Below are 25732 nucleotides of genomic sequence, written 5' to 3'. Positions count from 1 at the left end.
CGTGAACGGGGTCGTGGACGGGCGGGCCGGGCTCCGGCCTGAGCCGGAGCCCGACCCCGGGCGGTCGACGGTCACCGGCCGCCTTCGCCCTCCCGCAGGCGCAGCACCGCCCGCTCGACCGCCCGGTCGACGGCGGGCAGGCAGGCGGCGATGTCCGTGTGGACCACGTACTCCACCGACGCCACCGTGTGCAGGCCCTGCACCAGGAAGGTGTACTCCCTGCCGCGTTCCAGCAGCAGGACGATCGGCTTGCCGAAGGCACTCGCCCAGCCGATCTCGATGTGGGTGCCCGGGGAGGCCGGATGGCCCGGCAGCGCGACGAAGACGTCGGCCTTGCGGATCTCGTCCTGGTCGAGCCGGGTGCACTGCTCGGGCCGCATCAGCTCCGCGCCCCACGCCTCGCGGCGGTGGGCGTTGTGCACGGAGAGTCCCTGTGCCTCGAAGTGCTTGATCAGGACGTCGAACGGGGCCCGGGCGTCGGCCGGCATCTCGCCGGTCTCCGGGTCCAGGAGCTGGATGAACGGGCCGGCGAGGAAGATCGATCGGATGCCGAGGTCGGGGCGGGAGCCATCGGGCAGCGTGACGGTCATGGGAGTACCTCCGGGGCGGCGCCGGTGCGCGGTGTCGGGTGAGGGCCGACCGGCGGAGCGGTCGTGGACGGCGGGCGGTGTACCGGGTCAGTCCTTGCGGAAACACTGGATGAAGGCGTCACCGGTGGTGCCGCCGTGGGTGTACTCCGTGGTGTCGTAGGCGACGAACGGGTGCCGCTCGACCCGGATCGACCGGAAGTGCGGCAGGTACTGCCAGCGCAGCTCCGGCTTGGTGCTGAAGAACGGGATGAACACGCCGCCGGGCCGCAGCACCCGGACGACCTCCGGCATGGTCCTGGCCCACAGCTCGGCGTCCGTCCAGACGTCCATGTCGAGGGCCGGGTCGAAGAACATCCCGTCGATGCTCTCGGACGGCAGGTCGAAGACCCGCTCGAAGAAGTTGCCGCGCTCGACGGTCAGGTTGTCGGGCACCCGGGGGTGCCGGGCCCGGAAGAGGTCCTCGACCTCGTCGAAGAGTTCGAGCACGGTGTGGCTGCGGGTCGCCGGGTTGCCGGCGATGCGCAGCGCGGACAGGCCGAGGCCGAGTCCCACCTCGTAGAAGTCCCGGCCGTACTCGCAGAGCATGTCGGCGCTGGCCCACATGAGGTCCCGCTCCCAGGCCTGCATGGCCTGCTCGCCGCCGATGCTGAGGGTCACCTCGCCGTTCTGCTCGATCAGTTCGATGGCCGGCTTGGTCTGGCTCTCCATGGTTCTCCCTGGGGTTGCGGGTGGGTCAGGCGCTCCGGGGGACGACCCCGAAGTGGCGCCGGGCCGTCGAGACGGCGAGGTCCTGCACGGCGAACACCGTGAAGTAGTAGGCCTGCGGGGCCGTGCCGGGGGCGAACCGCACACGGAACGCGACGTCCTCGGCCTGTCCGCCGGGGAGCTTGAGCCTGGTGGTGACCGGCTCCACGGTGGTGTCCTCGCGCAGGTAGGTCGGGACGAAGAGCCCCAGCCGGACCGGGCCGGAGCGGGCCGCGGTGACCGTGACCCGGACCTCCAGCACCCCGCCCTGTTCGACCTCGTCCGCGGCGTGGGCGAGCAGCGCGGGAGCGTCCGGGACCCGGAAGGTGACGTCGCCGCACCGCATGCAGACGGCGCAGGTGGTGTCCAGGATCTGCGGGAGCAGCCCGCGCCGGGTGAACTCCTGCGCGGGGCGGCCGCAGTGGCAGGTGACCTCCCGGACCTGCGGGTCCAGGCTGCTCCGGTCCCCGAAGTGCGCCGGGTAGTTCATGAGCTCGGTCTCGGGGTCGGCCGCGACCTGCTCGGTGATCACGTGGTCGAGGGACTGCAGGTCCGCCGTGAGCGAGGCGTGGATCTGTTCGGGCGACTGGTCGGCGAGATGCGTGGGCCGGGCCACCCAGAGGTCCACCTTGCGGGCCAGTTTGGTCAGCCGGGGCCGGAGCGGGTGGTTGTGCGGCAGCAGGTCGGACGCGAGGTAGGCGGTCAGCCGCCGGCCCACGGTGAGCAGCAGCGCGTCGGGCCGGTGGTCCGCCGGGGCCGGGGGCGGCGGGGTGTCCTCCGGTGCGCCCGGCAGTCCGAACCGCATGAAGGCCGGGTAGGGGTGCGAGCCCGCCAGACTGGCGTTGAGGGTGTCGACGGAGTCGGCGCCGAGGAGGGCGCCGTGCATCCAGGCGACGTTCTCCGGCCGGTCGGAGTCGTGCACCGACACGGCCGACACCACCGTGCGGGCCGGGCCGTCGAGCGCGTTGAGCAGCAGCTGGTACTTCGGGTCGTACAGGGCGAGGTCCGCGAGCGGGCCGCTGTTGCAGGCGCTGAGCACCACCTCGACGGCCTCCACCCGGTTGAGGGGCACCAGCTTGTCCTCGGGCTTGTAGCAGGGGAGTCCGTACGCGCAGCGCGGGCCGAGCAGTCCGGGCACGGCGCGGGCCGTGCCGTTGAGGCCGCAGATGGTGAACTCGCCGAGGTTGACGCTGTCGTCCTTGCCGTGCCCCTGGAAGGCCACCCGCCGCCACCGGGTGCCGAGGATCTCCGCCTGGATGTCCGAACGCTCGAAGTCGCGGTCGTCGAAGACCTGGACGCCGGGCAGCCGCGGGGGCCGGTCGGTGTCGGTGAACAGGCCCAGCGCGTCGACGTCGAGGGCCGGTTCCGCGTACTGCTTGGCCACGTTCCAGACCACCGAGTAGCCGTCCCGGCCGCTCAGCAGCGTCAGCCCGTGCCGCGGGCCGCGGTAGGTGGCCATCAGCAGGGCCCGGACGGGGTCGAGGGTGAGCCGGTCGTAGCAGCCGACGACCAGCAGCGAGCCGGCGTGCCGGGCCCGGAACGCCGGGAGGTCCGCCAGTTCCTCCTCGGACACCCAGGTCCGGGCGAGCGGGCGGGCCAGCTCGGCGAGCCCCGCGGGCAGGTCGGCCGCGCCGAGGACGACTCCGACGTCCAGCGGGTGGGGTCGCCGCAGGCCGCCGTACAGCCGGCCCGCGAGCTCGACACCGGCTGCCAGGTCGGCGCGGTCCTCGGTCGCGACGGGCACCGGCGAGAGTTCCGGGGCGTCCAGGAACTCCCGGACGGCCTGGGGTAATTGCTGCCGGGTGACCTGGCGGAACAGGGGCTTCGGCGCGGACGGCCCGTCGGGCCGCCGGTCGGTGAGGGCTGTACTCATGAGGGACCACCTCGGGTCGTCCGCGCCGGGAGGGCGGGAGGGAAGGGAGCGGCTCGGGGCACGAGCCGACGACGGGTGAACGGGTCGACGGGCCGGCGGAGGCGGGAGCGCCTGCGTGGCCGGAGGGAGCCGGGGGGACGGTGCGGGCCGGGGGGACGGCCGGGACTGCGGGGCCGGCGGGGGCTCCGCGGACCGCGGGCCCCGCACGGGTGGCGCGGGCCGCACAGGCCGGCGGGGCCGGACCGGCGGCCGACCACGGGGGTCGCGGGCCCGGCCGTCACGCCGCACACTCCACCAGCGGGGCCGGCCGACGGGCCAGCAACCCCCGGCAGGCGAAGGCCAGTCCGGCGGCGGCCAGGGCGGTGCAGGTCGCCACCGCGAAGACCGCCCGCGGCCCGAACGGGTCCATCAGCAGGCCGCCGACCTGCTGGCCCAGTGCGTCGCCCAGGACGGTGGCGAGCGACGCCCAGGTGAACGCCTCCGCCAACGACCGGCCGTCGGCGATGGCGCTCACCAGGGTCATCTCACTGGCGGACACCAGGGCGATGGGCGCGCTGCCCACCGCGAGGGCCAACGCCAGGCCCACCTGGGAGCCGGCGAGCAGCGTCAGCCCCGTCCCGAGGGCGTACGCCAGCAGCAGGCGCGGGAAGCGCACCTGGGGAGGCACCCGGGACTGCGAGCGGCCGAGCCAGAGGGCGCCCAGGGCGCTGCCGATCCCCCAGCACGCGTACACCACGCCAGCACCGCCGGGGGCCCCGTGCCGGGCGACGAAGGCCGGGATCGCCAGGGTCAGCAGCCCGACGGGCACCGCGGAGACGGCCATGACGGCCGCCAGCGCGAGCAGGGCCGGTTCGCGCAGCGGACCCAGCAGGCCGCCCCGGTCCTTCGGGCCGCCCGGGTCCTTCGGATCGTTCCCGCCACCCGGGCCACCCGGGCCGTCCGGGCCGTCCGGGGCGGACGCCTCGGCGCCGTCGGTGCCGGGGGGCAGCCGGGTGTGCGCGAGCCCCAGCGTGCCCAGGCCGCCGAGCACCGCGACCGTCGTCAGCGCCAGGCCCGCCGAACCGACCAGCATCAGCGCCGCCAGCATCAGCGGCGCGCCGATCACCAGGACTTCGGTGAGCAGGGCCTCCCAGAGGTAGGCCGTCTCGCGCTCCTCCTCCCGGAGGGGCAGCCGCGCCCAGAGCGAGCGCATGCAGGCGTTCGCCGGCGGCAGCACCACCCCGGCGACGACCGCCACCACCGGCTGCGCCCACCCGCCGGGGCGGGTGACCCAGACCAGGACGGCGAGCGCCGCCGGGTACGCGAGAGCCGTGGCGGTCAGCACCGTCGCACGCCCGCGCCGGTCGAGGCGGCGGGCGATCAGCGGACTGCCGAGGGCCATCCCGAGGGTGTACAGCGCGGCGACCAGACCGGCCTGGGCGTAGCTGCCGCCCTGCTCACGGACCGTCAGCACGACGGCCAGCGACATCAGGTAGACCGGCAGCCTGGAGACGACGCTCCACCAGGCCGCGCCGGCCACCCGGGGTCGGGTGAGCAGGTCGAGGAAGCGACGGGGCAGGCCGCTGGTCACGTGGTCGGTCTCCGTTCCGTGGCCGCCCGGGGGCGGCGGGGGTCGGTGGTGCGGCCCCTGCCCGCGGACGACGCGAGCGAGGCGGGTGGTGCGGGTATTGCGGGTGGTGCGGGTGGCACTGCTCGCGCGCGCGTGGGATCAGAGCGGGACGGGGTCGGTCTCCCGCTCCGGCAGCACCTCGATGGTGAACCGGTCGAGCACCTCGCGCATCCGGGCCTCCACCTCCTCCACCGACCCTCCCACGACATGGGCGTAACCCGAGGCGTTGTGCGACGCCCGACGGGCCGTCACCGCGTCACCGGCGGCGACCTTGAGCACGGCGTCGACGACCCCCGGCATCCCCAGGATCTCCTCGCGGGACGTGATCCGCCCGACCCTGCCGGACCCGGGCAGCGGCAGCAGCAGGTCGCCCGCACAGCGGCGCTCCCGGTAGGCGAGGTCCGGGCGGCGGCCGAGGTAGACCGCCAGGGTGGCCCCGAACACGTCGAAGCCGTACGCGTGGCCGTGGTTGGCGGGGATCTCGCAACCCGCGAGCCGCACGCCGATCTCCCCCGCGTACACCTCGCCGTCGATCAGGAAGAACTCCATGTGCGCGTACCCGTGGTCGACGCCCGTCCCGGTGACGATGCGCTGGACCAGCGCCCGCAGGTCGACCGGCGGGCCGTCCCCGGTGCCGACGCTGATGTTGGCGTTCATCGCCCCGTCGACGATGTCCAACGGGCGGCAGGGCATCGCGCTCGGCCACGCGTCCAGGACCTCGCCGTCGAGGATGAGCGCGCACACCTCCCACTCGGTGCCGCCGAGGTGCTCCTCCACCATCCAGTTCCGCGCGCCGAGGTCGATCCCCGCGAGGTCGCCCGGCCCGGTGAGCCGGTGGGTGTCCACGCAGGCGAACGAGTCCACCGGCTTGAGCACCACCGGCCAGCCGTGCCGGGCGGCGAACCGCCCGACCTCCTCGGCCGACCGGACCCGCGCGAACTCCGCCGTCCGCAGGCCGAGTTCACGGAAGCGCTCCTTCATGGCGGCCTTGTCCCGGACCAGGACCACCTGCTGTTCGGTCAGGTGCGGGAGGCCCGCCAGCTCCGCGAACCGCTGGGCCACCGCCTGCCGGGGCTCCGACGGATTGCAGAACCGGCTCGGGGCCGTCGGCAGCCCGGCCGCCCACTCCCGGTAGCGCTTCGCCTCCTCCTGCGCCGGCACGTCCTCGCGCACCCAGAAGGCGGGCAGGTGCGCGGTCTCCAGCAGGTAGTCCTCGGGCAGGTCCGGCGCCGTCCCGGCGAACCTCAGCAGGACCAGCCGGCCGGCCAGCTCCCGGGCCGCGTAGCGGGTGAACGAGGACGGCCGGTCGTCCACCATCAGCAGCACCTCGGCGTCGGTCACACCGCCTCCAGCGCCTGACGGACGGCCTTGGCCGCGAGGGCCTGCTCCTCCTCGGACAGTTCCGGGGAGAGCGGCACGCACAGGGTGCGGTCCAGGAGGTCCCTGGTCCGTGCGAAACCGTCGCGGCTGAGCGCGAGCGGGCCCTCGGGCGCGTGGTTCCACGGAAAGCCGTCGCGGTAGAGCGAACGCCGGCCGGTGAGCACCGGATGGTCGGGCAGCAGGTACTTCCCGAGCGTCCAGTTGGCGATCCCCGCCGCGGTGAGCGCCGCCACCGAGGCGTCCCGCAACTCCCTGCTCTCGCACCGGAACCGCAGGCTGACCTTCACGTCCCCGGCGGCCCGGGGCCGCACCACCAGGTCGGACCGGTTCGGCAGCTCGGCCATGGCGATGGCGTACATCCGCTCCAGGCCGGCGAGCAGCTCGTCGAGGTGCCGGAACTGCTGGCACTGGACGGCCGCGACCTGCTCGCTGGTCACGAAGTTCTCGCCGAAGTGGGCGTCCCGGTTCCACGTCGGGTAGTGCCCCGGCACCCGGGCCGAGCCGTGGTCGTGGTAGCGGCGCATGGTCGCCCAGGCGTCCTCGTCGTTCGTGACGAGCAGCCCGCCCTCGCCCGAGGTGAGGACCTTGTTGTGGTGGAAGCTGAACGTCCCCGCGTACCCGGCCGTCCCGACGTACCGGCCGTCGGGGAACCGGGCACCGAGGGACTGGGCGCAGTCCTCGACGAGGTACGGCACACCCACCGGCAGGGGTGCCACGGTGCCCTCCATGTGGGCCGTGATCACCCGCTGCGCGTCGGGCGGCAGCAGGGTCGGGTCCATCGAGAGCGAGTCGTCGGCGTCGACCAGCACCGGGACCAGACCGCAGGACAGCACCGCGCCGGCCACCGCGACGAAGGTGACCGCCGGGATGTGGACCAGGTCGCCGATGGCGGGCCGGGTGGAGATCAGCGCCAGCCGCAGCGCCTCCGTGCAGTTGTGGACCGCCAGGGCGTGGCCCGCGCCCAGCCGCTCGACGACGCTGCGCTCCAGCCGGGAGGCCATGCTCTCGGTCTCGGTCTGGTAGCGGAACAGGACCTGGTGCTCGATCACCTCCTGCAGCTCCGCCATGTCGGACCAGTCGAGGTAGTTCGCTCCGTAGGGCAGGAAGCGCTGCCCGAGCCGCTTGTCGAGAGAGCTCATGGGGTGTCTGACTCCGTGATCGGCTGCGCCGTACCGTCGACGACCATCTCCTGGCCTCGGTAGTTGCGGAGCAGCAGGCCGTCGGGGGTGGGGGTGTAGGAGGGCTGCGCGATGGGGATCTTGCCGATCTTCGTCGTCAGCACGTACTGGGGGACGCCGAACCCGGTGATGTGGCCCTGGAGGCCGGCCATGATCTCCCAGCCCTTCTCCACGGACGTCATGAAGTGCGAGACCCCGGTGACGTTGTCGCAGTGGTAGAGGTAGTAGGGCCGGACCCTGATCCGCAGCAGCTCGGTCATCAGGGTGCGCATGGTGTCGACGTCGTCGTTGATCCCGCGCAGCAGCACCGTCTGGTTCCCGACCGGGATCCCGTGCCGGAGCAGGCGGTCCACGGCCGCCGCGGCCTCCGGGGTGATCTCCTTCGGGTGGTTGAAGTGGGTGTTCAGCCAGACCGGGTGGTACCGGGCGAGCATCGAGCAGAGCCCCTCGGTGATCCGCTGCGGCAACAGCACCGGGAACCTGCTGCCGATCCGGATGATCTCCACGCTGGGGATCGCGCGGAGCCCGGCGATGATCTCCTCCAGCTTGCCGTCCTGGTAGGACAACGGGTCGCCGCCGGTCAGCAGCACGTCCCGGATCTCCGGGTGGTCCGCGATGTACCGCAGGTCCTCGTCGTACGAGCCGCCCTCGTCGTCGCGGAAGTAGGTGCCCTCGACGTCGGTCGTGTGGAACTTGCGCGTGCAGTGGCGGCAGTAGACCGGGCAGGCCTCGGTGACCAGCATGATCACCCGGTCCGGGTACTTGTGCACCACCCGGTTGGTCTTGCGGTAGAAGGTGTCGCCGACCGGGTCGACCTCGGCCCCGGGGAACTCCATCAGCTCGCCGAGCGCCGGCACCGCCTGCAGCCGGACCGGGCAGGCCGGGTCGTCCGGGTCCATCAGCGACGCGTAGTAGGGGGTGACGCTCCAGCGGTACTTGCCCGCCACCCCGGTGATGGCCTTCTCCTCGTCGACGCTGAGGTTGATCCACTGCCGGGCCTTGTCGGCGGTGGTGATGCGCCGGCGCATGTGCCAGCGCCAGTCGTCCCAGTCGGTCTCGGGGACCCTGGGGCGGATCAGTTCGGGGCGGGTGGCAGCCGTGGGTTCGCGGAGGGTGTCGGACATGGCGGCTCCAGCACGAGGCGGGCGACGTGGGCGAGGGGGGCGGTACCGGCGTGGCCGGACCGGCGGGCTGACGAGGTGACGGGACGGACCGCTGCGGCGAGCTCACCGCGGGGCGCTCTCGGGGGCGGCGGGTTCACCGCGCGGGGGGGGCTCACGGTGGGGCGAGCGCGAGCTGGCGGACGGTGCGGGCGACGCGCTGTGCGCCGCGCAGGTCGTCCAGGGCCGGATCGAGCAGGTGCCAGGGCCCCGCCGCGGTCGCCTCGGACGGCTCCCACAGGCCGGGGTCGTCGGGGTCCTCCGCCATCGGCAGGGGCAGGACCGCGGCGACCCGGGCGGCCAGGTCCCGCTGGGCGGGCCCGAGCGGTGGCAGCAGGGTCAGGGGAGCCCGGCGCGCCTGGGCGAGGGCCAGCACCCCGAGCACCGGCGAGGCGAGGAACACGGCGGCCCCGGCGTGCAGCGCGTCCGGGTCGACCTCGGAGGCCCGGTCCACCCGGAGACCCGGGCGTTCCGCGCGGCCCTCCAGGGCGGACCGCAGGAGGTCGAGCCCGGTGTCGGCGACCACGGTGCAGCTTCCGGTGCGCCGCAGCGCGGCGTCGGCGAGCTGCGGCAGCGGTCCGGTGGCGAAGGCCTCCGCGTCGGCGTCCGGCACGCCCCAGAGGGACAGCAGCAGGAGGGTGCCCGAGCGCGTCCGGCTGCGGCCGGTGCGGTGCGGCGCGAGGACCCCGGTCGGGCGGGCGGCCCCGGCGGCGGGCCCGGACCGCGGCAGCCACCCGGGCCGGTGGGTCCGGCCGAGCGCGCGTTCCGGCGGCGCGTCGGCGGCGGACGGCCCCGGATGGCCCGACGCCAGGTGCACCACCGGAACGCCCAGGGCCAGCAGCCGCTCGGTGGCCGCCAGGTCGTCGCAGACCAGTGCCACGACGGGTGGCGGGTCGGGGTCCGGCCCGTCCACCCGGTGGAGGTCCCCGAGGTGGGCCGCCACCCGGCGCAGGGCGAGCGTCGAGTCCAACTGGCCCTCCCGGGCCCTCAGCAGCACCCCGGGGCCGCACGGGGCACGGCCGTCCGGAGCGTGCGGAGCCGACCGGACCTCCGCAGCCTGCGAAGTCTCCACCGACGAGGTCTCCGCACCCGGCGGGGCGGTCTCCGGACCGGAGGTCAGTAGTGCCACGGTCCCACCGTCCCGAGCCGGGCCACGTCGTCGCTGTAGCCGGCGGCCGTGGTGGAACACCCGCTGCACACCTCGGGGCCGCGCTCGCGGAAGTAGTCGGCGTGGGACCGGAAGACCGGGGTGTCCAGCCGGATCACCCCCTGCTCCCGCAGCGGTGCGCCGCCGGGCCCGTCGTCACCGTCCCGGTGCGGGATGCAGCTGCACGCGTACATCCGCCCGTACTTGCCGTCGACGTAGATGACGTCGTCGGCGACGTGGCACAGCGGCTCGGCGGCGCGCGGGGTGACGGACCGGGTGAAGTACCGCTCCTGCTCCTCCGGGGTGTCGCCGTAGAAGCGCTTGCCCATCGGGACCAGGACGGCGTCCGGGTCCGCCTCGTAGAGCGGATCACAGACGGTGCGGACGTGGTCGGCATCGGGGTAGGTGACGGTGCGGTCGAGCTTGAGGGCGGACAGCTCCCACTGCTGCACCCCCGCCTCGGTCAGGACCTGTTGCAGCTGCGGCATCTCGGTGTAGTTGTGCGGCCCGACCACGGTGTTGACCCTGGGCAGGACGCCGAGCGCGGCGGCGTCGCGCAGGCCCTGCAGCCCGCTGTCGAACATGCCGGGGGACCGCCGGTAGACGTCGTGGGTGGCACCGGAGGAGCCGTCCAGGCTGACGATCACCTGGGCCAGGCCGGCCTCGGCCAGCCGGGCGGCCTGCCGGGGCAGCAGCGAGCCGTTGGTGATCAGGGACATCCTCATCCCGGCGGCCGTCCCCGAGCGCACCAGCTCCACCACGTCCGGGTGCATCAGCGGCTCCCCGCCGGTGAACCGGACGTACCCGACGCCGGCGTCCCGGGCCTTGGGCAGCAGGTCGTCGAAGTCCTCCCGGGAGAACCGGAACGTGTCGCGGGAGAGGGCGAACTCGCACATGAAGCAGTCGGCGTTGCAGGCTTCCAGGATCCTGATGAAGAGGTAGCGATCACGTGCACGCACGGGGCGGGACCTTCCAGGCGGTTCACGGGACGGAGGCGGGGCGGGGTCGAGGGCGGACGGAGCAGGGGCGGGGACGGCCGGACCCGGCCGCCGGGTCAGGTGGACGGGTGCGCCGCGTCCAGGACTTCGAGCAGGGCGTCGGCCACCTGGGCCGCGCCTCCGGTGCCGACCGCGGTCGTGAGCGCGCCCCAGTCCTCGACCTCCGCGGACCGGCGCAGCGCCTCCAGGACACCGTCCCGCAGGACGCGCCCGACGGCTCGGTGGTCGTCGCCCCGGGCCGCCGCCTCGATCGCGCCGTAGATCAGCTCCAGGGCGTGGTCCTCCCCCTCGGAACGCAGCGCCAGCGCCTCGTCCTCGGCGAGCACGTCCTTGGGCCAGGGCACCCGGAGCCGGGCGTCGAGCGCCTGGCTGTGGTAGCGGCCGTTGAAGATCTGGCTGAGGTTCTGCGGCGGCAGGCAGATCGTGGGGACGTTCAGGCCGCCGGCCTCCAGCAGGGTGGTCAGGCCCGGCGAGGTGAGCAGGACGTCGCTCGCGGCCAGGCGCTCCAGGAACGCCCCGTGGCCGAGCGGGCCGGTGGTCGTCCGCGGCGGGGCGATCGACGCGTCGACCAGCCGGCCCGCCAGGTCGGCGGGCAGGTTCCCGGCGATGTGCACCTCCTCGACGCCGTGGGCGGCGAGGGCTTCCAGGACGGCCGGCACGACCAGGCGCGGGTAGTTGCCCGGATCGCCGAGTCGCGGGGCCCGCAGCCCGCCCAGGCTGATCAGCGCCCTGCGGTACGGGCCGCCGGTACGCCGCCCGCCCGCGGGCCCCCCGGCGGCACGCGCGGACCCCAAGGCGCTCGGCGCGGCGATGACCGCCTCGACCCAGCGCAGGGCCCGGGCGCCGGCGAGAACGTCCAGGCACTCGGACGGCAGCTCGACGCTCCGCTGCGCGCAGTACACCGTCGTGTCCAGCGGCAGGGCGTCCCGGTCGCCCTCGGACCAGAGGAAGGGCAGGCTGTCGACGAACACCGTCGGCACGCCGGCCGCCAGCAGCGCCTTCGCGGCCGCGCCGTCCAGGACGACCACGGCGGCCCGCACACCCTGCGAGCGGACGATCTCCCGGACCGCCGCGGCCAGCCGCTCCGGATCGGCCGGCAGGTCGTACCAGCCGTCCACCGTGTGCTCGGCGAGCAGCGGCCGGCCCAGCCCGGAGGCCAGGCCCACGAAGCGCAGCGGCGTCGTCGGGCGGCGCCGCAGCGCGGAGAGCACGGCGCTGAGCTTCCCCGAACTGCCCCATCCGAATTCGGCCCCCACGAGCGCGACGGTGGCGGGGCCGGACCCCGGGGCGGGGTTCTCGGCGGGCGCAGCGACATCGGACGGCATCGGTTGTCTCCCGCATTCCTGAAAAGGCCGGCAGGGTTGGCACCGGGACATCCGCCGCACGCGTGCACGGAGCAGCCCCGGGAGGGATCACGCACCCCACCGTGCGGTCGACGCGGCGAGGCTTCCTTCGACCACAACCGTTACGCATACGGCCGACCGGCACAAGGGCCCGATTCGACATTCATGCTCACGAGTGAATATCCCGATCTGGCGACTAACTATCATCCGAAGATCGGGAGTTGATGATCTCTCAGGGATAGCAGCGCGCCCCGTGCGGTGATCGGGTCGCTGGTTCACTCCTGCCGGGTCGCGGGATCCGGTGGAACCGTTGCTGCCGGCAGCCCGGGTGCGGCCGCAGGGCGGCGGGACCGCGAACCTGGGCGACGATGCGGCGTTCGCAGCGGTCGTGGACCTCCGGATGAAGCACGACCCGGAACAACTCCCGTACCACCGCCCCCGCGAGGTCCACGCGGCACGGTGCGGCGGGCGAACAGCCAGGGCGCACCCGGGGCCGGAAAGGCCATCACCGCCACGACCTCCCCGAGCCGAGCCGAGGCACATCGGGATCCGCCGCGCCACGGAATGATCAACCATTCGAGTGACATCGCGGTCCGACGGCCCTGACCGCATGACCCACCGGCCCTCCGGGTGCAAGTATTTGGTTCGCATCCGGACGATCGCCCCAGGGCGCAGGCATCCCCGCGGCCGGTCATGCGTGGCACGATCATCCGCCACTGGGGTCCCGTCCACGCCGAACGCCCCTCGCCTCGCCGTCCTGCACCTCCAGCAGCTGCGGAACAGTGAATCCGAAGCATGAATCGGCCGATCGGCGACGCCCTCGGCGCTCTAGAGGGTCCGACGAACCGCATCCGTCGCACGCAACCAAGGAGTCCGCAATGAAGCGAATCAAGCCCTCCCCTCCGGCGATCAACACTTTCTACGAGCAGGCCGGAAAGCTGGTCTCAGACGCCCTGGAGAAGCACGACATGAAGCCGATTCAGATCGGCAGCGGCGGCGAGTTCCCGTACAGCTACGCGACTCCTGACGTCAACTTCTACCTGAAGACCTGGGAGTACCTCAACCGAAATCTCGAGGAAGTAAAGGACACTGATCGGCTGGCGTTCGGCGAGCCCCTGACCAACCAGTACCTGAAGTACTACAACCTCCTCGGCTACCAGCTCTCCGCCGAGGACAGCAAGAAGCTCGACGCCGCCAAGGAAACGGCGCAGGAGGTCAGCTCGGAGCTCGTCAAGGAATACGAGCGCCTGTACGGCAAGATCACACCAGAAATGATGACGAAGGCCGAGGTCGCCAACAAGCAGGACTATATCCTCGACTACAAGGTCAACTCGTGGGCCAAGAACGGGCACTTCGTGCTGAGCGACGAGACCCTGGACAACCTGGAGGACTTCCTGCCCAAAATGCCGAGCTCCGCTCGGGTTCTCATTCCGCTGATCGGAAAATCCCTGCAGCCGTACCTGGCGGTGAGTGGAATCGTCAATCGCATCTACCAGGCCGACAGTGAGATCAGAAACGTCAAGAAGAACGCCGAGCATCCCAACGAAGCGAACAACGGGGTCATCACCGAGGACGATCACAGGAAGACCGCCTACCATGCGGGAATCGACGTCGAACCCGGCCCCAAGCAGATCGACACCCGACTGAAGGGTGACAACAAGGTCTCGGTTCACCTGAGTTTCAGCAACTTCGCGGAGAAGGAAGCCGACCTGCAGATCGAAGGCCAGGCCGGGGGCAGAATCAATCTCTTCTCGGTCCTGACGATCAGCACCGAATCCGGTACCAGCTACTCCCTGCACGAGCTGAACACCTCTTTCGAGGAGTGTTCGGTCACACTGACCTACGGAGGGCCCACCGCCGTCTACATCAAGCCCCGGCCCTACCAGGTGGACAGTGCCACCGGCTGGTTCTACCTGTCACCGATCAAGGACGCCATCGACAACGGCCCGGATCCCACCAAGTCCGGCTTCGTCATGACGCCCTACCCGAGCGACGGCGGCATCAAGGTACTGCAATATCTGGTCATCAGTCGATTCCCGTCCTTCAGGATCAGCTACAGCCGCGGCTCGACCAGCGAATCCCTCGAAAAGCTGCATTCCGAGAGCAGCGTCAGCGTCAACCTCTTCGGCATCCCGCTCGGCTCGGCCGGGTACGAGTACAAGTCGACCTCACTGGAAAAGCGCAGCGAGAACGAGGGCTTCGACATCGTCTTCGAGACACCCATGGACGTGACCGGCAACATCCTCGACCGCCGGGCCCACGTCATCGGCGGTGGCATCACCTCCCTGACCCCCTGACCTGCGATGCCCGGCGGTCCGTCCGCCGGGCGCGCCGGGCGACGGTGCCGTCCGGTCCTCGCCGCAGGACCGGACGGCACCGTCACGCACTCCTCCCCCCGCCGCACGCCGAGATCGATCACCGTCAAGCCCCCGCCACCAAGCCGTCTAAGGAAGCATCGTGAAGCCCACCCCTGATCTTCTGGCCGCCACCAAAGCCTTCCATGATGAAGTAGCGAAGGGCGTCGCCGCTGCCCTCTCGAAGCCGGCGATGAGAGCATTCGACCTCGGCACGAAGAACCTCCCGTACCACTACCTCACCCCCAACAACAACTTCTATTCCGCCACCTGGGAGTTTATCGACCACAACATCTCGGCGACCGTCCGAGGCGAGGGGCTGACCGCCGGGGAGCCTCTCACCGAACGCTATCTGAAATACCTCAGGGCCCTGGATTTCGCGTTCTCGTTCTCCGATTGGAAGAAGGTCCACGAGGTAGCCGAAAAGGCCGGTCAGGCGACCGTCGACCTGGTAATGAAGTATGAGGCAACAATCTCTGCCATCACTCCTGAAGATTTGCGTCGAGCCCGGGTCGAGGAGAAGGTCGAGTACATCCTCGTCGACCGGCTGAACGCATGGTCCGAGTCAGGTGCATTCGAGCTCGACCAGGCCGTACTGGACAACTTGGAGAGCCATCTCCCGAAACTCCCGAAAGGCGCCAAGGTCCTGGTCGATCCGCTCGGCAAGGTCTTGAAACACTACCTCCCCGTCAAGGCGCTCATGAACGGGAGAACCCGCGCGCTCGGGCTGAGGGATATTCTCTTGAGAAACACCGGGCACCCTGAGGAGGGAAACGGCGGGATCTGCGTGGAGACCGCCACCGGGGAAACCTCCTATCGGGCGGGGTACGACATCGAGCCGATTCCCGAAAAGATTCACGAAAGCGTGAGGGCGGGCACGAAGCGAGTTCAGGTGAAGTTCGACCTCACTAATCCCAAGGGGGACTACGCCGACCTCTCGATCAATGGCCAGAAAGTCGGAAATGTTCCCGTAGTTGCTATTCTGGCGATCACCGGAGATTCCGCCGGGGTATCGCTCGGTCAGTTCAACACCACGCCCGCCGAATGCACGATGGAGATCGCATTCAAAGGGCTCACCACGGTCTACTGCAAGCCTCTCGCGTACCAGGCGGACAGCCATCAGGGCTGGTTCTACCTCGATCCCCTCAAGGACGCCTTGCGAGACGGCCCGGTTCCGACCAAGACAGGATCGACGCTCGATCCGCTCCCGCAGGACGACGGCATCAACGCACTCCAGGAACTGGCGATCAGCAGATTTCCGTCCATCGCGGTCAGCTACACCAGTGGGGCTGCCAGCCAGATCGTCGAGGATCTGAGGTCCGAACCGACCGTGGGCGTGAACCTCTTCGGCACCCCGATCGGCGCGGCCGGCTACTCCTACAAGGTCACGTCATTCCATGACCATGGCAGCAATAAAGGCTTCGATATCGTCTTCGAAGCCCCCTTCGAGGTCGGGAGTCTCCTCGACCGACAGGCGCACGTCCTTGCCGGAGTGGTCAAGAGCCTGAGCTCCCAAGGAGCTTAGTACCACCTGGAAGTAGCGGCGAAGGCCATCCAAGGAGGAAGTCATGGCGGGTAATCTTGTACTGAAGGATATTTCTCAGAGCGACCTCAACGCCGCCGAAAGGGCGGCGGCCACCGGGGTTTCGTGGAGCAAGGTCCACCACAAGGACATCCCCTGGGACGCGAAGTCACGCGCAGATCTTGAAACACTGCTGTCGGGAAGAGCCCTCAAGGATCGAAGCAGCCTGCCCCCGCACCGATACCTCACGTTCTCACTCGCGGACACCAGGACAACCGAGGCCCGGGCCGATATCGAGAGGTTCCTCCTCAAGCCCGACCCGATCCCTTCATGGATGTACAAAGGACCCGGTGGACTTGTTCTTCCTTACGGGGACAAGCTGAACGAGTCCTACACATACGGAACAGAAAAACTCACGGCACAGAAGTCGTGGAACAACGGGAATCTCCACCAGGCCCTGCACATCCAGTACCTGAGTGGATCCCTGATCGTCGAGGTCTACTACCTGAGCGGGAGAGAGATCAAGTGACGGCCTGGCGTCACCGCGTGAACGGCCGGTCCTGCAACAGCACTCACGGTGAGGACAGTTCAGGTCCGACGCCGTGCGGCGGCGAACAAGCCCAGAGGTCAGCGCGGTCGGCCACGCCGGCCGCATCGGCCACGCCGCTCGCCGCGTCGGGTCAGACGGTCGGCTTCCACCCCAGCAGGGGGGCGAGCCGGGTCGCGATGTCGGTGAGGATCTGCACGTAGTCCTCGTGGCCGAAGGTGAACGGCAGCGCGAAGACGGCCTCGTCGACCTCCCGGAACGCGGCGTGCGCGTAGAGCTGTTCGGCGATCTCCTCGGACGTCCCGACCAGGTCCGGCGCGAACATCACGCGTGCCGGACCCTGCGGGGAGGTGGTGCGCGGGAGCCGGTCCAGGGCGTACTCCCGGTACTTGGCGCGCTGTTCGGCCGAGGCGCCGTCGGTGGGGATGACCACGAGTCCCTGGGAGACCCGGGCGCGCGCGCCCTCGGGGTGGTGGGCGCGGAAGGCCTCGATCTGCGAACGCTGGATCTCGGCGAAGTCCTCCGCCTCCTCCGCCCGCACCACGTTGCTGGTCAGCAGGCTCAGCCCCTGCTCCCCCGCCCACCGGGCCGAGCGCAGGCTCCCGCCTCCGTACCAGATGCGGCTCGCCAGGCCGGGCGCGACCGGCTGGACCCGGTCCGAGAACACCTCGATGCCCTCGACGCCGCTGAAGTCGGTGGCCGGCTCGCCCTTGACGAAGTCCAGCAGCCGCCGTACCCGCTCATAGCCGAACTCCTCGGCCTCGGCGGTGTCCGGGTACAACGCGGGGGCGACCTGGTCGAAGTGGCCGGGCCGTCCGACACTGATGCCGGGGTTGAGCCGGCCGCCGGACAGGATGTCGGTGGTCGCGAGGTCCTCGGCCAGCCGCAGCGGGTTCTCCCACCCCAGCGGGATGACCGCGGTGCCCAGCTGGATGCGCCGGGTGCGCTGCGAGGCCGCCGCCAGCACGGCGACGGGCGAGGATATCCCGTACTGGAGGTGCCGGTGTCGCACCCAGGCGCTGTCGAATCCCAGCTGCTCGCCGAGCTCGATGAGCTGGAGCGTCGACTCGTGACCCCGGCCGGGGTCGGCGGGGTCGAACAGCCCGATGGTCAGGAACCCCAGCTTGCGAAGGGGCTGCGAGGGCAGCGGCACCGGTTCCTCCGTTTCCGCGACGGGCTCGGCACGGAGCGGCGCGGTTCGACTGTCACGACCCGGGGACCGATCGCCGGGCGTCCGACCCACACTCACACGTGGGCCGGAGGCGATCAAGTGCCGCACGGGTAACGCCATCGGGGGCAACACGCCCGTGACGTCGCCGCAGCAGTCGGCCGCGCGCCGGCGCCGCGCGGCGTCCGTCAGTCCGCGGTGCGGAACAGCGGCTTGCCGGCGTGCAGCCGACGGCAGATCCGCCGGTAGCTCGGCCGCCCCAGCTTGGGCGGCCGGCCCTCCCGGGCCCGTTTCGCACCCCCGTCGTACAGCTGCGGGACGAGGATCTCCCGCGCGGCCCTGAGCTGTTCCCGGGTCGGGTCGTAGGAGTCGATCTCGACCTCCAGCTCACCCGTGCCGTAGGAGGAGGACTTGTCGCTCAGCACCAGCGCCCGCCCGTGGACGGCGCCCGCCACCTCGAAGACGAAGTCGTTGTAGTGGCCGCAGACCATGCCCTCGGCCCGCAGGTCTCCCCCGACGTACACCGAGCCCCAGGAGACGAGGTCGCGCACGACGAGGTCGCCGAGGACGACCAGCAGGCCGATGCGGGAGACGTAGTCGTCCACGAACCCGTGCACCACGAGGTCGCCGTCGACGATCAGCGCGACGTCGTGGTCGAGGTCCTCCGGCACGACCAGGTCGCCGTGGTGGACGTACCAGCCGTAGTCGGGGTCGTCGAGGTAGTCGGCGATCTGGGTGTGCCGGCCGATGCGCTCGGCGTACGCGCCGGCGTCGGACAGGCGGTCGAACCGGGCCCGCCAGTCGGAGGTGGTCAGCACGGGTTCCCCGTCTCCCCTCGTGCGGCCGCGCGCAGGGTCCGGACCTCCAGCAGGTCGCGGGCCTCGGCGGCGTGGTCGTCGTCCGAGCACCCGGCGATCGCGGCGAGCACGGGCACCGGAAGCTCGGGGTTCTCCATCATGGTCGAGCAGTACCGGTTCTCGGCGGCCCAGCCGAGCAGGACGTCGCGCGGGGCGGCCGGGTTCCTCGCGAGGTCGTCCAGGTCGTGGCCCTCGGGCGACAGGGCGGCCGCGCGGGCGTACTCCGCCAGCGCCTCGGGCGGGACGTGCCGGTTGGCGACCGCCCGGCTCAGGTAGTAGACCGGGCTCCCGACCATCGCGGCGAGGACCTGCTCCGGCGGTTGCGTCCCGACCGCCCGCTCGATCCGGTCGAAGCTCGCCCGTTCGGCCTCGCCCTCGACGTTCCGCCCGCTGTAGTCGAGCGCGAAGCCGATGAGGAGGTCGGCCGGCCAGTTCGGCTGGGACATCGCGTTCCCCTCGTGGAAGTACGGGTTCAGCTCCAGCGCGTGCAGGCGGCGCAGCGTCTCGGGCGGGGTCGCCGGGTGGCCGAGGACGGCGTGGACGAGGCGGCGGCGCTCCTCCCGCTCCTCGGGGTCGGGCTCCCGGCCCGCGGCGGTGTCGTCGGCGGCGAGCCCCGCCAGCGTGTCGGCGAGGCGGGTGAGGGCGGCGGGCGGGGCGAGGCGGTTGTCGGAGAGTTCCGCCAGCACCCTGCGGTCGGGATCGGCCGCGAGCGCGGTCAGCTGCGCGACGGGGGTGTACCAGTTGTCCGCCGCCGCGGCCCGCACCCGCGGGTCGGGGTCCTCGGCGAGCCGGGCGAGCGAGACGGGGTCGTGGTTGCGCCACCGGGTGGCGACCAGCGCGCGGACGGCCGGGTCCGGGTCGCCCGCGAGGGTGTCCAGCACCGGTGCCAGGTCGCGGTGCCCGCGGCGTTCGACGGCCGTGCGGCGCACCCTCGGGTCCGGGTCGGCGAGGTCGGCGGCGCTGCTGCGTCCGAGGGCCGTCAGGACGCGGCGCACGCGCGGGTCCGGGTCCCCGGCCAGCGCGTCGAGTTCCTCGGGCCGCGCACCGACCCGGCGGGCGACGGTCAGCCGGACGTCCGCGCACGGATCGGCGACCAGGACGGCGGCCACCGAGCGGGGCAGCTTCTCGCGCGCGGCGAGTGCGCGGCGCACGGCGACCGCGGGGTCGGCGGCGAGCGCCTTCACCGCCCGCCGGGGCGTGGCACGGTGCACGGCGGCGGCCCGCCGCACGCCTTCGTCGGGGTGGGCGGAAAGCCGGGCCAGCCGTGCGGGAGCGGTGGCCGGCTGCGCGGCCAGCGCGCGGGCGACGGGTGTCCACCGCGGCACGTCACCGCCCGCCTCGGCCCGCACGGCGAGTTCCTCCGCCAGGTCGGCGGGCAGGCCGATCCGGGACGCCACGATCCGCGCGAGCGCGGGGTCGGCGGCCAGCTCGCGCAGCCGCGCCGGCGGCGTCGCGCGGCGCCAGGCCTCGTCCACCAGCAGATCCGTCGTCATCCCGCCCCCTCGTCCTGCCCGTTCCGGGCCGCCGTGCGGTGTCGGCCCGGCCGCTGCCGGGCCACCGTCCGGCCACGGGGCAAAGCCTCGCACGTACCACCGACACCGCCGGCACCACCCTCCTCGACGGCCCCGCCGGGCTCCGGCAGGCCCGGTCGGACCGTGAGCGGTTCGTTCAAGACCGCGGGCGTCGCCGCTCCGAGACTGCTCGCATGACCGAGCACACGACCCACCGAACGACCGACGAACCCTCGGCCGGCCACGCCGCCGACCCGACGACCGACCCGACGACCGGACGGGCGACCGGGGAGGCGACCGGCCGGGCCTTCACCCCGGCCACGGGCCGGTTCGCCCCGGTCCGCTTCTACGACCCCCTGATCGCCCTGACCCGGGAGCGGCTGTGGCGCGGGCTGCTGGCCATGCACGCCGCACCGCGGCCCGGTGACGTGATCGTCGACGTGGGCACCGGCACCGGCTCACTGGCCCTGCTGCTCAAGCGGGTCGAGCCGCGGGCGAGGGTGGTCGCCGTCGACCCCGATCGCGAGGTGCTGGCGCTGGCCCGGCGCAAGGCGAAGGCGGCCGGTGCGGACGTCGAGTGGCGGGTGGGCATGGGCGACGCGCTGGCGGACGTCCTCGATCCCGGCTCGGCGGACACCGTCGTCTCCGGCCTGGTGCTCCACCAGTGCCCCCTCGCGGTGAAGCGGTCCGTCCTCGCGTCGATGTCCGAGGCGCTGCGGCCCGGCGGGAGGCTGGTGATCGCCGACTTCGGGCTCCAGCGGACGCCGCTGATGCGCCTCGCCTTCCGGATCGTGCAGTTGGCGGACGGGAAGGAGGACACCCGGCCCAACGCCGACGGCGTCCTGCCCGGGCTGATCTCGGAGGCCGGCTTCCGGGACGTCCGCGAGGCCGAGGTGGTCTCGACGGTCAACGGTTCGATCTCCGTCCTCGTCGCCCGGCGGGGCTGACGGCCGCAGCGCGAGCAGGACGGCGGAGGGGGTGAAGCCGATCATCTCGCGCATCTGCCGGCTGAGGTGCGCCTGGTCGGCGAAGCCGCCCGTGATCGCGGCGTCGGCGAGCGACTGCCCCTCCCGCATGGCCTCGGCCGCGCGGGCCAGCCGCCGCCAGATGCGCCAGCGGGCGAGCGGCAGGCCCAACTGCAGCCGGGCCAGGGCCCGCAGGCGCTGGGGTGAGAGTCCGACCCGGGCGGCGAGGTCCGGCATCGGCAGGCTCCGGTCCGCCAGCAGGTCCAGCGCCGCCGACAGCCGGGGGTCGAGCCGGCTCGACGGCCGCCCGTCGGCCGGTCGCAGGTCCGCCTCGCGGAGGTCGCGCAGCTCGGACGCCTCGGTGACGCCGGCACCGCAGCGGTCGCGCAGCCGGTCGGCGAAGGCGCAGTGCGGGTCGACGAAGAGCGTCCGCAGGTGCGGCACCGCGAGCAGGCGGTGCCGCACCATCGGCGGGACGAGCAGCGCCTCGGCGCGGTGGCGGACGCCGTCCGCGTCGACCATGGCGACCTCGCCCTCGGCGGCGACGGCGATCTGGAAGGCGGCGTGCCGGTGCAGGGTGCTGTCGGATGCCGCCGGTCCCTGGAACCACGCGTACCCGTGGCCGACCGCGAAGCCCCGCACCGGTTCCCTCCCTGCCCCCATGTCCCCGATCCTGCCAGCCGGTTGACGCCCCGGCGAGGTCGGCCCCGGCACCACGGGCCGACCTCGCCCCCGCCCACCGGATGGTGGGCGGACCGGTCAGGGGCAGTGCTTCCAGGCGAGGTGGTAGACCGTGTTGACGCTGCCGTCGGTGGAGTCCATGGTCATGAAACTGGTGGTCTTGGTCGTGTCCGAGGTACCCGCGCCGACCCGGATCTCGGTGTTGATGTTGAAGTTGCGGAGCTCGCCGCAGGGCGACCAGACCAGGGCCGCGACGGCGACGGTGTCGGTGGCCTGCCAGCTGTCGTCGAGCGCCCCGGTGAACCGGTGGCTGAGCGAGGCGGTCTCGGGCGAACCCTGGAAGTAGTAGCTGGCCTTCTGGACGGCGCTCGCGTCCTTCTCCAGGTGGGCGAAGCCGCGGTAGTCGGCGGAGGCGATCGCGTAGGTGAAGCCCTGCGGGACGTGGACGTTGAGGTTCAGCTGACAGTTCTTCCGGAAGTCCGTCGGCTTCGAACCCACGCCGACCTGGGCGACGTACTGGCTGTAGGTCACGGTGAAGGCGGTGTTGTCCGGGGAGATGGCGACCGCGGCCGAGCCGGCCGGGCACCCGGAGCCGTTGACGGTGGCGACGTCGATGACGATCTTGTCCGGCGGCGGCGTCGTCCAGCCGGAGGCGCCGGCGGTGCCGGCCAACGGGGTGGCGAACAGGACCGCGGCGGCGCCGCCGACGGCCATGAGGCGTACGGTCACGGGAGTTTCCTTCCGTCCGGCCGCCGGGCTCCCGGTCACGCACCCCCACGGGCGGACCCGACCGACGGCTTTGTCACGTACATGTCAGCACGCTGAGTACGGCCCGTACAGGGGCGCGACCGGGCGCACCTCAGAGCGCCGGAGCAGCCACCCCGGCGCTCGGCCGCAGGTTCACGCCGGGCCCCGCCCAAGGGCGCACCACCCCGCCGCGGACGGTGGTTCTCCTCCGCCCCGCCGGAGAACCACCGTCCGCGGCGGAATTCGGCGGAACGGCGGAATCAGCAGAGTCGGCAGAGTCGGCAGAGTCGGCAGGGTCGGCGGAAGGCCGAATTCGGGGCGAAGAAAAGGGCAAGGGGAGAAATCCGCTCCTTGCCACTCTCAACCTATAGCCCATCAGAGGGCTTGCGGCAAGGCCCCCGTACCGGCCCACAATCTCCGATCGAAGCCGGAACTGCGACTCCGGACCTGCGAGAACTGGAGACGGAAATGCGCGCGCTGTTGTCTGCCTACGATTCACGCGGGGGCGTCGAGCCGCTGGTGGCCCTCGCGGTACGCCTGCGGGAGTTCGGTGCGGAGGTCACGGTGTGCGCACCGCCGGACGACGAGTTCGCGAAGCGGCTGGCCGGGGTCGGCGTCGAGCTGGTGCCGACGGGCAGGTCGGTGCGGGAGCTGGTGACCGGGCGGACGCCGCCCTCGCCGGGCGGCGTGCCCCGGCGCGCCGCCGAGATGGTCGCCGCGTTCCACGCGAACGTCACCGCGGCGGCGGCCGGGGGGTGCGACGTCCTGGTGGCGACCGGCCTCGTCCCGGCCGTGGCCGGGGTGAAGTCGGTGGCCGAGAAGCTGGGCATCCGCTACGTGTACGCGAGTTACCAGCCGGTGAGCCTGCCCTCGCCGCACCACCCGCCGATCCCCCGGCCGGGCCGGCCGCTCCCGCCGGACGTGACCGACAACCGGGTGCTGTGGGACCGGGACGCCCGGGACGCGCAGGAGGTGTTCGGCGAGGCGATCAACTCCCACCGGGTCTCGGTCGGCCTGCCGCCGGTGGACGACGTCCGTGACCACGTCTTCACCGACCGGCCCTGGCTGGCCACGGACCCGGTGCTGGCGCCCTGGGAGCAGCCGGCGGACCTCGACGTGGTGCAGACCGGCGCGTGGGTCCTGCCGGACCTGCGCCCGCTGCCCGCCGACCTGGCGGCGTTCCTGGACGCCGGGGCTCCGCCGGTCTACGTGGGCTTCGGCAGCATCCCCCTGCCCGACCCGGCGGGCGTCGCCCGGGCGTGCGTCGAGGCGGTCCGTGCGCAGGGCCGCCGGGCCGTCCTCTCCCGTGGCTGGGCCGACCTGGCCCTGGTCGACGACCGGGACGACTGCTTCGTCGTGGGCGAGGTCAACCACCAGGCGCTGTTCCGCCGGTCGGCGGCCGTCGTGCACCACGGCGGCGCGGGCACCACGACGACGGCCACCTGGTCCGGCGCGCCCCAGGTCGTGGTGCCCCAGGGGGCGGACCAGCCGTACTTCGCGAGCCGGGTGACCGGCCTGGGCATCGGCGCCGCCCACGACGGCCCGACCCCGACCGCCGCCTCGCTGTCCGCCGCGCTGGCGATCGCGCTGGCCCCGGAGACCCGCGAGCGGGCGACCGCCGTCGCCGGCGCCTTCCGCACCGACGGGGCGGCGGCGGCCGCGGGGCTCCTGCTCGACACGGCCGGCTGAGGACGACCGGCGGCGGGGGCCGGGTCGGCGGGGCGCCCGGGGAGCACCGCAACCGGGGCCACGCCTGGTTCCGCGCCGGCGACGGCCGGGTCGTGCACGCCTGGGACGCGGTCAGGGTCGAGGACCACCTGGCCGTCGACGAGGTGGCCGTCCCGCCCGGCCGGGAGCCGCCCTCCTGCCTGGGCCGGGTCCCGGTGCAGCGTGTCTTCGAGGGCCACCGGTCGCGGGACCGGACCGCCGAGGGCGGCCCGGAGACGGCGGCGGTCCGCGCGCAGAACACCCGGTTCGGCACCCCGTAGCAGTCGGTGACCGAGGTCCTCCCGCTCCCCGTCGTCCGACGGACGGGGAGCGGGAGGGCCTCGGCGAGACGTGCGCGGTCCGGCCTGCCTCAGCCGGCGCCCGGGCCCGCGTCGCCCGGCCCGGCCGCGGCGGCCCGGGAGCCGGGGGTGCGGAAGGCGGCGATCTCCTCGGTCAGGGCCCCGGTCACCGCGCCCGGCCGGGTGGCCAGGTAGAAGTGGCCCCCGGGGAAGCTCCGGAGCCGGAACCCCCCGTCGGTGAGCTCGGACCAGCGCTCCGCCTCCGCCCGGGTCACCTGGGGGTCGGCGTCCCCGGTGAACACGGTGACCGGGCAGCGCAGCGCCGGTCCGGCCTGGTGGGCGTAGGTCTCGACGGCCGTGTAGTCGGCCCGCAGGCTCGGCAGGATCATCCGCTGGATGTCCTCGTCCTGGAGCAGCGCGGAGTCGGTGCCGTTCAGCCGCTGGATCTCGGCGAGGATGCCCGCGTCGTCGCGCAGGTGCACGGTCTCCTCGCGCGCGGTCGTCGGGGAGCGGCGGCCCGAGGCGACCAGGCCCAGCAGCCGGACGGAGGACTCCTTCTCCAGGCGCCGGGCCGTCTCGTACGCGAGGACGGCGCCCATGCTGTGCCCGAAGAACACCACCGGGCGCTCGGTCCGGGGGCTCAGTACCTCGCAGATGCCCTCGACGAGTCCGCCGATGCTGTCGAGGCACGGTTCGGACCTGCGGTCCTGCCGGCCGGGGTACTGCAGGGACAGCACCTCGACGTCCGGGGAGAGCGCGGCGGACAGCGGCTGGAAGTAGCTTGCGGAACCGCCGGCGTGCGGGAACGCGACCAGGGTGAGGCCGGCCCCGGGGGCCGGGTGGTACTGCCTGAGCCAGAGTCGGCTCAGCTCCAGGAGGTCGGGCATGCGGTGGGTCCGTTTCTCGTGGTTCGGGTCGTACCCGGGGGACGGGGCGGGATCACGCTCCGGGCAGTCTGTCGGTAGAGCATCAGGTCCGTAAAGCAGATCATCCGCTGTCGGACGGTCAGGCTCGGCCGCGTGGCGGACCCGGTCCCGGTCGGCGGCCGACAGCAGGACCCGGGCCGGCCCGCCCTCGCGGACCACCACGCCACCGGCGCTCGACGTCGGAACGCCGAGCGCCGCGCCACCTTGGCCTGCCGCCGGGCCTCCTCGACCGGCACGGCACCCTGCCGGTGGCCGACGAGGATCCCCGCCCGACCCGGCCGACCCGGCCGGCCGTTCGGCCCGGCCCAACTCCCCGGGCCGGTCACCGGATGCGCCCGGTTCCCCGGGCCCCGCCGGCAGGACGTCCGGGAAGAGCCGTACGGCTGCGTGCCGGAGCAGGACCTCCGTCCGCAGCAGCGCCGGGAC

21 protein-coding genes and 1 pseudogene are annotated in these 25732 nt (G+C 72.6%); 6 read left to right on the top strand and 16 right to left on the bottom strand.

Features of this window, described 5'->3' with window-relative positions:
* Window positions 1-71: 71 nt before the first annotated feature.
* From ACFWIC_RS27495 to ACFWIC_RS27450, 10 genes are all read right to left on the bottom strand, one after another.
* Window positions 72-590 (bottom strand): nucleoside 2-deoxyribosyltransferase, encoded by a 519-nt coding sequence (locus ACFWIC_RS27495; RefSeq protein WP_329951352.1) that lies wholly within the window; start codon window positions 588-590, stop codon window positions 72-74.
* Window positions 591-677: 87 nt separating this feature from the next.
* A complete protein-coding gene (locus tag ACFWIC_RS27490) occupies window positions 678-1298 on the bottom strand; it encodes a class I SAM-dependent methyltransferase (protein WP_329951351.1) in 621 nt (206 codons plus the stop codon).
* A 25-nt stretch (window positions 1299-1323) separates the two neighbouring features.
* Entirely contained in the window at window positions 1324-3207 is a 1884-nt protein-coding gene (locus ACFWIC_RS27485) for a hypothetical protein (RefSeq protein WP_380520251.1), read from the bottom strand.
* Between the two features lie 277 nt (window positions 3208-3484).
* Complete coding sequence (locus tag ACFWIC_RS27480) at window positions 3485-4777, bottom strand: MFS transporter (RefSeq protein WP_329951349.1); 1293 nt, start codon at window positions 4775-4777, stop codon at window positions 3485-3487.
* 138 nt (window positions 4778-4915) lie between these two features.
* Window positions 4916-6157: an ATP-dependent carboxylate-amine ligase gene (locus ACFWIC_RS27475; protein WP_329951348.1), complete on the bottom strand. Its 1242-nt coding sequence runs from the start codon at window positions 6155-6157 to the stop codon at window positions 4916-4918.
* Window positions 6154-7335 carry a DegT/DnrJ/EryC1/StrS family aminotransferase gene (locus tag ACFWIC_RS27470; RefSeq protein ID WP_380520250.1) on the bottom strand — a complete coding sequence of 394 codons (1182 nt, stop codon included), beginning with the start codon at window positions 7333-7335 and terminating at the stop codon, window positions 6154-6156. Before ACFWIC_RS27470 ends, ACFWIC_RS27475 begins: the two co-directional genes overlap by 4 nt.
* A complete protein-coding gene (blsG, locus tag ACFWIC_RS27465) occupies window positions 7332-8498 on the bottom strand; it encodes an arginine 2,3-aminomutase (RefSeq protein ID WP_329877012.1) in 1167 nt (388 codons plus the stop codon). The genes ACFWIC_RS27470 and blsG overlap by 4 nt, the downstream gene beginning before the upstream one ends.
* Window positions 8499-8649: 151 nt before the next feature.
* Window positions 8650-9663: a CGA synthase-related protein gene (blsF, locus tag ACFWIC_RS27460; RefSeq protein ID WP_380520249.1), complete on the bottom strand. Its 1014-nt coding sequence runs from the start codon at window positions 9661-9663 to the stop codon at window positions 8650-8652.
* Window positions 9651-10640, bottom strand: a complete 990-nt coding sequence (gene blsE, locus ACFWIC_RS27455) for a cytosylglucuronate decarboxylase (protein WP_329951345.1) — start codon at window positions 10638-10640, stop codon at window positions 9651-9653. The genes blsF and blsE overlap by 13 nt, the downstream gene beginning before the upstream one ends.
* A 95-nt stretch (window positions 10641-10735) precedes the next feature.
* Window positions 10736-12004 carry a hydroxymethylcytosylglucuronate/cytosylglucuronate synthase gene (locus ACFWIC_RS27450; protein WP_380354085.1) on the bottom strand — a complete coding sequence of 423 codons (1269 nt, stop codon included), beginning with the start codon at window positions 12002-12004 and terminating at the stop codon, window positions 10736-10738.
* Window positions 12005-12900: 896 nt separating this feature from the next.
* Between ACFWIC_RS27450 and ACFWIC_RS27445 the strand changes: the two genes are divergently transcribed.
* The 3 genes from ACFWIC_RS27445 (at window position 12901) to ACFWIC_RS27435 (ending at window position 16427) form a co-directional block, all read left to right on the top strand.
* Window positions 12901-14319, top strand: coding sequence for a hypothetical protein (locus ACFWIC_RS27445; protein WP_380354083.1), 1419 nt, complete (start codon window positions 12901-12903; stop codon window positions 14317-14319).
* Between the two features lie 160 nt (window positions 14320-14479).
* Entirely contained in the window at window positions 14480-15901 is a 1422-nt protein-coding gene (locus ACFWIC_RS27440) for a hypothetical protein (protein ID WP_380354080.1), read from the top strand.
* A gap of 43 nt (window positions 15902-15944) precedes the next feature.
* On the top strand, window positions 15945-16427 hold the full coding sequence (locus tag ACFWIC_RS27435) for a hypothetical protein (protein ID WP_380354078.1): 483 nt from the start codon (window positions 15945-15947) through the stop codon (window positions 16425-16427).
* Window positions 16428-16578: 151 nt separating this feature from the next.
* Here the strand turns inward: ACFWIC_RS27435 and ACFWIC_RS27430 are convergent, their stop codons facing one another.
* The 3 genes from ACFWIC_RS27430 to ACFWIC_RS27420 all read right to left on the bottom strand — a co-directional run bounded on the left by ACFWIC_RS27430 (window position 16579) and on the right by ACFWIC_RS27420 (window position 19963).
* Window positions 16579-17598, bottom strand: a complete 1020-nt coding sequence (locus ACFWIC_RS27430; RefSeq protein WP_380520248.1) for an LLM class flavin-dependent oxidoreductase — start codon at window positions 17596-17598, stop codon at window positions 16579-16581.
* Between the two features lie 203 nt (window positions 17599-17801).
* A complete protein-coding gene (locus ACFWIC_RS27425) occupies window positions 17802-18431 on the bottom strand; it encodes a hypothetical protein (protein ID WP_355402648.1) in 630 nt (209 codons plus the stop codon).
* Window positions 18425-19963: a hypothetical protein gene (locus tag ACFWIC_RS27420; protein ID WP_380520247.1), complete on the bottom strand. Its 1539-nt coding sequence runs from the start codon at window positions 19961-19963 to the stop codon at window positions 18425-18427. The genes ACFWIC_RS27425 and ACFWIC_RS27420 overlap by 7 nt, the downstream gene beginning before the upstream one ends.
* A gap of 212 nt (window positions 19964-20175) precedes the next feature.
* Between ACFWIC_RS27420 and ACFWIC_RS27415 the strand changes: the two genes are divergently transcribed.
* Complete coding sequence (locus ACFWIC_RS27415) at window positions 20176-20928, top strand: class I SAM-dependent methyltransferase (protein WP_380520246.1); 753 nt, start codon at window positions 20176-20178, stop codon at window positions 20926-20928.
* 78 nt (window positions 20929-21006) lie between these two features.
* On the opposite strand, the pseudogene ACFWIC_RS27410 reads toward ACFWIC_RS27415, so the two are convergent.
* A pseudogene (locus ACFWIC_RS27410) lies at window positions 21007-21183 on the bottom strand (helix-turn-helix domain-containing protein); the annotation flags it as partial.
* Between the two features lie 522 nt (window positions 21184-21705).
* Complete coding sequence (locus ACFWIC_RS27405) at window positions 21706-22341, bottom strand: DUF4360 domain-containing protein (RefSeq protein WP_380520259.1); 636 nt, start codon at window positions 22339-22341, stop codon at window positions 21706-21708.
* 501 nt (window positions 22342-22842) lie between these two features.
* On the opposite strand from ACFWIC_RS27405, the gene ACFWIC_RS27400 reads away from it, so the two are divergent.
* Both ACFWIC_RS27400 and ACFWIC_RS27395 read left to right on the top strand, forming a co-directional pair.
* A complete protein-coding gene (locus ACFWIC_RS27400; RefSeq protein WP_380520245.1) occupies window positions 22843-24063 on the top strand; it encodes a glycosyltransferase in 1221 nt (406 codons plus the stop codon).
* Between the two features lie 92 nt (window positions 24064-24155).
* Window positions 24156-24362 (top strand): hypothetical protein, encoded by a 207-nt coding sequence (locus tag ACFWIC_RS27395; RefSeq protein WP_380520244.1) that lies wholly within the window; start codon window positions 24156-24158, stop codon window positions 24360-24362.
* An 89-nt stretch (window positions 24363-24451) separates the two neighbouring features.
* Here the strand turns inward: ACFWIC_RS27395 and ACFWIC_RS27390 are convergent, their stop codons facing one another.
* Window positions 24452-25267, bottom strand: coding sequence for an alpha/beta fold hydrolase (locus ACFWIC_RS27390; RefSeq protein WP_329876985.1), 816 nt, complete (start codon window positions 25265-25267; stop codon window positions 24452-24454).
* Between the last annotated feature and the right edge of the window lie 465 nt (window positions 25268-25732).

The sequence above is a fragment of the Kitasatospora sp. NPDC127035 genome (assembly GCF_042726075.1).
Classification (GTDB): Bacteria; Actinomycetota; Actinomycetes; order Streptomycetales; family Streptomycetaceae; genus Kitasatospora.
This window is presented reverse-complemented; position numbering and strand designations above follow the sequence as displayed.